4 protein-coding genes are annotated in these 8,452 nt (G+C 47.5%); 2 read left to right on the top strand and 2 right to left on the bottom strand.

The annotated features are described in order from the left end of the window. Positions 1 to 104 precede the first annotated feature (104 nt). Positions 105 to 2,666 (bottom strand): EAL domain-containing protein, encoded by a 2,562-nt coding sequence (locus tag QT974_RS27060; RefSeq protein ID WP_333471498.1) that lies wholly within the window; start codon positions 2,664 to 2,666, stop codon positions 105 to 107. 267 nt (positions 2,667 to 2,933) lie between these two features. Here QT974_RS27060 and dapB point away from each other — a divergent pair, with 267 nt between their 5' ends. After that, a complete protein-coding gene (gene dapB, locus QT974_RS27055; RefSeq protein WP_333471497.1) occupies positions 2,934 to 3,761 on the top strand; it encodes a 4-hydroxy-tetrahydrodipicolinate reductase in 828 nt (275 codons plus the stop codon). 255 nt (positions 3,762 to 4,016) lie between these two features. Further along, the gene (locus tag QT974_RS27050; protein WP_333471496.1) at positions 4,017 to 4,730 is read left to right on the top strand and encodes a phosphate ABC transporter permease; all 714 of its coding nucleotides are present in this window, start codon (positions 4,017 to 4,019) and stop codon (positions 4,728 to 4,730) included. A gap of 224 nt (positions 4,731 to 4,954) precedes the next feature. Here the strand turns inward: QT974_RS27050 and QT974_RS27045 are convergent, their stop codons facing one another. Beyond that, the gene (locus QT974_RS27045; protein ID WP_333471495.1) at positions 4,955 to 8,098 is read right to left on the bottom strand and encodes an efflux RND transporter permease subunit; all 3,144 of its coding nucleotides are present in this window, start codon (positions 8,096 to 8,098) and stop codon (positions 4,955 to 4,957) included. Positions 8,099 to 8,452: the final 354 nt, after the last annotated feature.

Here is an 8,452-nt window from a genome sequence, read left to right as displayed (position 1 = left end):
GACTGCGGTCATGCTTCGCCCCTACGGATATATTTGCCTTGCGCCAGATGCACCCGATCGACTTTCAATTGTAGCGATAACCTACAATAACTCATAACTAACAACTACCACTGCGGTTCGGAAGCCATCAAAGCAGTAGCAGCCTCGCTTGGTAACGGCTTAGCAAAAAAGTAACCTTGGCCGTATTCGCAGCCGATCGCCCTTAACCGAGCTAATTGTGCCGCCGTCTCCACACCCTCAGCAATCACATCCATCCCCAAAGCGTGCGCCAGCGTCACAATCGTCCGCACGATCGCCACATTCTCCCCCTCGCTTTCGAGTTCCATTAGCCCCACAAACGACTTATCAACTTTTAAAGTATCCGTAGGAAACCGACTCAAATAACTCAACGATGAATAACCAGTACCAAAATCATCAATTCCCAACTTGACTTTTAACGCTTTCATTTGCTTTAAAACCGCGATCGCCGACTCCACATCATCCATCACCACACTCTCAGTAATCTCCAACTTCAAACTCTCGGCACTCAAACCAGTTGCCATCAAAATAGCCTCAATTCGCTCCACCAAATCTGGCTGAGCAAACTGCTTCCCAGATAAATTTACACTCATAATCAAAGGGCGATCGAAATCAAACATTCCCTCCCACAGCCGCAACTGCCGGCAAGCCTCCTCCAACACCCACTCACCAAGCGGCACAATCGCCCCCGTCTCCTCAGCCACGGGAATAAACTTGACCGGCGAAATCAAGCCCCGCTGCGGGTGCTGCCACCGCACCAAAGCCTCGAACCCAATAATCTTCCCGCTAGCCAAACACACAAACGGCTGGTAGTGCAGCAAAAACTCCCGGCGCTTCAGGGCCATCCGCAAATCCGTCTCCAAGCGCAGCCTCTCCAAGGCCAAATCGTGCATCGAAGCATTAAACACCTGATACCTTCCGGTTCCCAAAGCCTTGGCCCGGTACATCGCCGTGTGGGCGTCGCGCAGCAAGTGTTCCGGCTGTTCCCGAGCGGCGCAAGTATCGGGTTCGCCCCCCACGGCAATCCCGATACTTGCGGTGACAAACACCTCCTGTCCTCTCAACTCAAAAGGGACAATTAAAGTTTTGTGAATGCGATCGGCCAAATTAACAGCACTCTCAACATCTACATTCCTGACCAAAATCGCAAAATCGTCGCCGCCCACCCGCGCCACAGTATCGGCGCCAGCAATACTTGCCCTCAAGCGCAGCACCACGGCTTTGAGCAGTTCATCTCCCACCAAATGACCCAAAGAATCATTAATCACCTTAAATCGGTCTAAATCGAGAAACAGCACCGCAAACAGATAGTTGCGGTGGGCCCTAGTATGTGCGATCGCCTGCCCCAGGCACTCTACAAAGAAATCCCGGTTCGGCAAACCCGTCAGAGAGTCGTGAAAAGCATCGTAAAGCTTCCTGTAAGCGCTGACGCCCACACCAGTCACCACCAAACCCAAGGCCGGCGACACCAGCGGCACCCAGCCACCCTCAATAAAAATCGCCAAACTAATTCCCAACAGCCCGATCAATGCCGAACCCCCAACCAATCCCGCCCTCGCCGGGTGTACAATACGCCAAGCTACAACCCCGCCAAGCACCGCCCAAGAACCATTCCACAAAATTTCCGCCCATTCGGGCCACATCCAAAATAGCGATCGCCCCTGCAAAACCGCGCTCAATATTTGGCTGAGCATTTGGGCGTGCAGCAACACCCCGGGCATTTTCGGAGTTTGCTGTTGCGCGGGACTGTAGGGCGTCAAAAACACGTCTCTGCTACTCGGTGCAGTCGTCCCGATCAGCACGATCTTGTCCTTTACCCAACTCGGGTCAAATTCCCCGTTCAATATTTGTCTGATACTGACTTGTCGCGCCACCTGCTTGCCCGATCGGTATTTGAGCATAATTTGGTAGCCTTTGGCATCAAGATTCGCATAGCCGCCGCTGTAAGATTTTAAAGGCACAAATTCTGCTTTGCCCCAGTTGATTTGGTGGGGATTGACAGGACTATCTACCGGCTGCATCCTGTCTTTGAGATAGAGCAAAGCCAGTTGCAAAGAAAACGAGGAAACTGTTTTTCGATGTGCTGGCGAGACTGAGAGCAGATTGCGGCGCACCACGCCATCAGCATCGAGTACGAAGTCGTTAAAGCCCACCCGATCGCCCGGCATCCCCGGCGGCGCTGCTACTCCGGGATTTTCTGAATCGCTCATTTTGGCGATCGCCACCACATTCGGTGCTTTGAGCGCGACCAGCAATTCTTGGTGTCCCGGTGCTTGAGGCAAATCCCGGTACAAGTCCAAACCGATGACTTTTGGACTATACTTTTGCAATTTTGTCAAGGTTTTGGCGATCGCCGCGTCGGAAATTGGAAATCTCCCCAGCGCTTGAATATCCGCCTCAGAAATTCCCACTATCAGCAGTCGCCGATCGGGGCCCGAATCGGGCTGCAACCGCACTAACGAGTCAAAACTCCCCAATTCCCAGCTTTGCAGCCATCCCAACCGCTGAACTCCCACATTCAGCAGCGTTACAGCCGCGCCCGCCAGCAGTGCAGGCAAAATTCTCACCCGCCGGCATCGAGAACCCAGGTGGAGGCCAGTGGCGACAGACAGTACAGAACGAAGATTTTGAGACAATTTGGCAGTCACAAAAAAAATATATGGGTGCAAATTCGCTTCGCACAAGTCTGTTCCACAGAATTGAGCTTATGATGAGATTGAGTTTAATTTTTTCAGAACTTGTGCAGCAACCGAGTTGATTTCAGCTAATTACTCGATGCAGGCAAAGTATTTCTGGATGGGAAACCAGGTTACTGAAGGTTTGCCGATAAGTCATGTCTTTCATCCCCCCGTTTCCCCAAGTTTCCACAAACGTTAAAATTTAGTCGATCGAAGTTTCAGGATATTTTTGAGATTATGGCGAATCAACTTCCGATTCCGGTGATTGTTAACGGTGCTGGCGGCAAAATGGGCCGCGAAGTAATTAAGGCGATCGCCAATGCTAGTGACATGACCTTATTTGGGGCTGTAGACCGCTCTCCTGAGTGCCTCAATGCCGATGCGGGAGAATTAGCCGGATGCGGCCCGTTAGAAGTTCCCGTCACTGATGACTTGCAAGGAATGCTAGTTTTGGCCGCTCAGGAAAAGCAGTTAGGCGTAATGGTAGATTTTACGCACCCTTCGTCAGTTTATGAAAACGTGCGATCGGCTATAGCTTACGGTATACGCCCTGTAGTTGGGACTACAGGATTGAGCAGCAAGCAAATTGATAACTTAGCTGAATTCGCTGACAAAGCCAGCATCGGCTGTTTGATTATACCCAATTTCTCGATCGGCATGGTTTTGCTGCAACAAGCGGCTGTCACAGCATCTCAGTATTTTGAACACGTAGAAATTATCGAGCTGCACCACAATCAAAAAGCCGATGCTCCCAGCGGCACGGCGATTCAAACTGCCCAAATGCTAGCAGAATTGGGGAAAACTTTCAATGTGCCCGAAGTTGAGGAAACTGAAAAAATAGCCGGAGCTCGCGGTTCGGTGGCCGATGAAGGGATTCGGATTCACAGCATTCGTTTACCCGGTTTAATTGCCCACCAAGAAGTAATTTTTGGCGGTGCAGGTCAAGTTTATACTTTACGACACGATACGAGCGATCGCGCTTGTTATATGCCGGGAGTTTTGTTGTCGGTGCGAAAAGTGCTGGATTTGCGATCGCTCGTTTACGGATTGGAAAAAATCTTGTAGTCAGTTGACAGTTGACAGTTGACAGTTGACAGTTGACAGTTATTGTAGGGTGCGTCAGGGCTGAATGTTTTAACAAGAAACTAATAACTTTCCCTGACGCACTACCAGGTTAATTAGCTTCTTCCCTCTTACTTCTTCCTTTTTCCCTGTTGCTTTTTCCCTCTTCCCTCTTCCTTCTTCCCTCTTCCTATTCCTTCTTCCTTCAATCCGTTACATCCGTTACATCCGTTACTTGCATCCGTTGCCGAACTTCTTATGCTAATTCCCTTAACTCGCGAAACCTTTCAAGAACTAATTCCCCCCGTGGCTACCGGAGCACAATACAAATACATTTGGGGGAAACCGCCCGATTTCTTAAGGCGAATGTTAATCTCTGCGGTAGCCGTAGTTTTGCTGCTTGTTATCTACAACTTCGCCGGTTCCGATGTCGGGCCGCTAGTTTTAATTACCGGATTGATAGCTGGTTTGTACTGGCTGTGGGGGCCGATTTTCTGGGCGAGTTTGCGGAATGCAGAATGCCGCAAATATCAATACTGCGGCTTTTGGCAAGGGCGAGTATTGGATATTTATATCACCGATGAAGTCACAAGTCAAGAAGAAACAGTCAATCAAAAAGGACAACTGGTAATTGTTGACAACCTAGAACCGCGAATTAATTTAGAAGTTGGCGACAAAACCGGATTTACTACTACGCTTCGAGCTCCATTACAGAAAAGTCATCAGGGAATTGTCCCCGGCCAAGCTGCTTTAATGTTAATTATGTCGAATCAAGAAGATTTGGGCAAAATTTCCAAAGTTTCGGATATTTATATTCCCAGTCGCGATGTGTGGGTGAGCGATTATCCTTATTTGCGCAAGGATTTGTTTGTGGAAATGAGCCAGCAGATTAAAAAAGGCAGACAGAAAAAAGGCACAGAGCGAGATAATCAAAGTAGAGATGTAAAAAGGCGATCGTCCGCTGATTATTGAACAATAAAATAGGTTCGTAGTGAGGACTTTAGTCCTAAGCAAATTCAGCGGACTCGCATTCCTCACTACAAACCTCAGGAATAGGTTCGTAGTGAGGACTTTAGTCCTAAGCAAATTCAGATTCAAGAATGAAGATTTGACGTAAGGTTGAAACCGATCGCTCTTCAACCTGCGTCGGCAGGTTTTGTCTGTGTAGACGCGGTTTCAACCGCCGATTCTTGCGATTAATTTCGGCTAGAAGGTCGATTTTTTGGACGCCAGAAAAATTCAGACAGCTTCATTTTAGGATGGCCTAACTGTTTTCTCCAGCCTTCCATATAAGTATAGAATACCGGAGTCAAATACAGCGTTAAAATTTGCGAAAACAACAATCCACCGACGATCGCAATTCCTAACGGGCGGCGCGATTCCGAACCGCTACCCACGCCTAGGGCGATGGGTAAAGTGCCAATTAACGCGGCCATAGTAGTCATCATAATCGGGCGGAAGCGGACGATGCAAGCTTCATAAATCGCATCATAGGCGCTTCTACTGTTATCTTGGCGCTGTTTCTCGATCGCAAAATCCACCAACATGATACCATTTTTCTTGACAATTCCCACCAGCAAAATAATCCCGATAAACGAATACAGGTTCAGTTCCACCCCAAAGATTACCAGGGTTAACAGCGCACCAAATCCGGCTGACGGTAAACCTGACAAAATTGTCAAGGGGTGAATGAAATCCTCGTACAAAATGCCGAGAATTAGATAAATTACTACAATCGAAACCACTAACAACCAACCTAAATCGTTAAATGATTGGTTGAATACCTGGGCTGAACCTTGAAAACTCGTTGTCACCGATGGCGGTAAAACTTCCTTAGCAACTTTCTCGATCGCACTGGTGGCCTGATTTAGCGATGTACCGGGGAGAGTATCAAAGGAAATTGTAGCAGAAGGCAGTCCGCTGAGGTGATTGACTGTGAGCGGGCCGACTGTTTGGGTGATATTGGCGATCGCACTTAACGAGATCATTTGTCCGGTAGTCGATCGCACGTACAGCATTGACAAAGCACTCGGATCGCGCTGATATTCGGGCTTTAGTTCCATCACAACCGTATACTGATTGTTTGGCGTATAAATCGTCGAAACCTGTCCTGAAGCGTAAGCAGCGCTGAGAGTTTTCTGGATTTGTTGCGCGCTAACGCCGACGATTGCTGCTTTGGCGCGATCGACTTTTACTTGCAGTTGAGGCGTGCTAAGTTGCAAATCGCTATCGACACCGCGCAATCCCGGTATAGTTTTAACTTTAGCTAGCAATTCCGGTACAGCTTCACGCAGCGCTTGCAAGTCTAAACTTTGCACCGTAAACTGATATTGTGAATTCGTTTGTTGACCGCCGATCGGAATCGCCGCCGGAGAGCGTAGAAAAGCTTGGACTCCCGGAATTCCCCGCAATTTCGGAGTTAATTTTTGGATAATTTCATCAGCATTGAGGCGGCGTTGCGATCGGGGTTTCAGTCTAATTGTAATCCGTCCGTTATTAGCAGATGCGTTCGGCCCGCTAGCACCGACAGTGGAATTCAATGCTGCAATATTTGGATCTTTGCGAATGATATCAACGATTTTTTGTTGGTGGCGCAGCATATCTTCAAAGGAAACATCTTGTGCACCTTTAACATTAGCCATCATTTGTCCGGTGTCTTCAGTCGGAATAAAACCTTTGGGAACTAACACGAATAGATAAGCCGTACAACCCAGCAGTATTACGGAAATAATCAGCGTCACAAAACGGTATTTTAAAACAGGCTTTAACGTCCATTCGTATCCTTGTAAAACTAGCTCAAATCCCCGCTCCCAAATGCGGTACAAGCGGTTTTGGCGTTGGTGGTGCGACGATTTTAGAAAACGGCTGCACAACATCGGCGTTAGGCTCAGAGATACAAATCCTGAAACCAAGATTGCTACCGAAATAGTGACAGCGAATTCGTGGAACAATCTACCGATTAATCCACCCATAAACATGATGGGAATAAACACCGCGACTAAGGAAAGTGTCATTGAAACAATCGTAAAACCAATTTCTTTCGATCCTTTTAATGCTGCTTCTAGCGGCGCTTCTCCCATTTCTTGGTGGCGGACAATATTTTCCAAAACTACGATCGCATCATCGACGACAAAACCCACGGAAAGCGTCAGCGCCATCAGAGACAAGTTGTTTAACGAGTATCCCAACTGATACATCACCGCAAAGGTGCCGATAATCGCCACAGGTAAAGCTAAACTCGGAATTATTGTGGCTGTGAGGTTCCGTAAAAAGATAAAAATCACTAAGACAACCAGACACACCGACAAGATTAAGGAGAATTTTACATCATCTACAGAAGCGCGGATTGATTGCGATCGATCGTACATAATTCCCATTTCGATCGATTGCGGAATTTGTTGTTTGAGTGCGGGTAAAATTCGGGCGATCGCATCGACAATTTCGACAGTGTTTGCATCGGGTTGTGGCTGCACTGAAAGCAAGATTGCAGGTTGATTTTTGACTTGTTTATCGCTATACAAGTTCAAGACTTTATTGTTTTGTACATCGTCAATCACGTTTCCTAAATCTTGCAACCGCACTGCTGCGCCGTTTTTGTAGGCTACGATTAGCGATCGATATTCTGCTGCATTATTTAATTGACCGTTTACTTGAATTAAATAGCTTTTGTAATCGCCAGAAATGCTACCAGTTGGTAAGTTGACGTTACCTTGGGTGATTGCAGTTCTGACTCGATCTAATCCAATACCTCTTGATGTCAATTCTCGCGGATCGAGTTGAATCCTGACTGCGTATTGTTTCTGTCCGAAAATCTGGACTTGCGCCACACCTTCGATGGCAGAAATTGGTTGGGCGATGGTGATTTCGGCGGCTTCATTGACTGCTGAAATTTGCAGGGTTTTTGAGTACAAGTACAGGTAGAGAATTGGCGATACTGAAGGGTTTACTTTGCGGTAGCTCGGCGGTTTGGGCATTCCTGAAGGCAATGCACCGGCGGCGGCTGCGATCGCAGCTTGTACGTCTTTTGCGGCAGAATTGACGCTGCGGCTGAAGTCGAATTGCAGGGAAATGTTGGCGCTACCGGTGGAACTTGTGGAGTTAAATGAGTTGAGTCCGGCTATTTCTGTAAACTGTCTTTCTAGTGGCGCGGCGACTGAGGATGACATGGTTTCTGGCGTTGCGCCCGGTAGGCTGGCGGAGACGCTGACAAAGGGATATTCAACGCGCGGTAAGGCGCTAATTGGTAGCAGGAAATAACTCATTAAACCGAAGATTAGGATGCCGATTGTGACTAGGGTTGTCATTACGGGGCGGCGGATAAATATTTCTGATATGTTCATAATATGAAGGAAGTTCGGCAACGAGCAATGTACGGGATGTAACGGATTCAAAAGTTTGTTGGTAGTTGAGATTTTAGTTGTAGGGTGTGTCGCAATGGGAAATACTTAACTTGCATATCCACAACTTTATGGCGACGCACTTTATCTCATTTTTACAATCCTAAAATTATCTGCGTTTGTCTGTGTTTATCTAATTGACATCTGCGGTTTCTGTATCAATCAAAGACTTATCCAATCTTATCTGTTTAGTTGAGGATTTATCGCGGGCGACGCACTCTACGGTTACTGAATAAAATAATATAATTTTAACCGTTCGATCTTCAACCGGCGTCCGGCTTGTTTTGTTTGTGTAGA

Origin of the sequence: Microcoleus sp. BM001215392, assembly GCF_036700185.1 — a bacterium.
In the GTDB taxonomy this organism is placed as follows: Bacteria; Cyanobacteriota; Cyanobacteriia; order Cyanobacteriales; family Microcoleaceae; genus Microcoleus.
Note: the sequence above shows the minus strand (reverse complement) of the source record. Positions and strands in the feature narration are given on the sequence as shown.

Coding starts and splice junctions, on each gene's coding strand:
- dapB (WP_333471497.1), top strand. CDS start 2,934: ATGGCGAATCAACTTCCGATTCCGGTGATTGTTAACGGTGCTGGCGGC.
- QT974_RS27050 (WP_333471496.1), top strand. CDS start 4,017: ATGCTAATTCCCTTAACTCGCGAAACCTTTCAAGAACTAATTCCCCCC.
- QT974_RS27045 (WP_333471495.1), bottom strand. CDS start 8,098: ATGAACATATCAGAAATATTTATCCGCCGCCCCGTAATGACAACCCTA.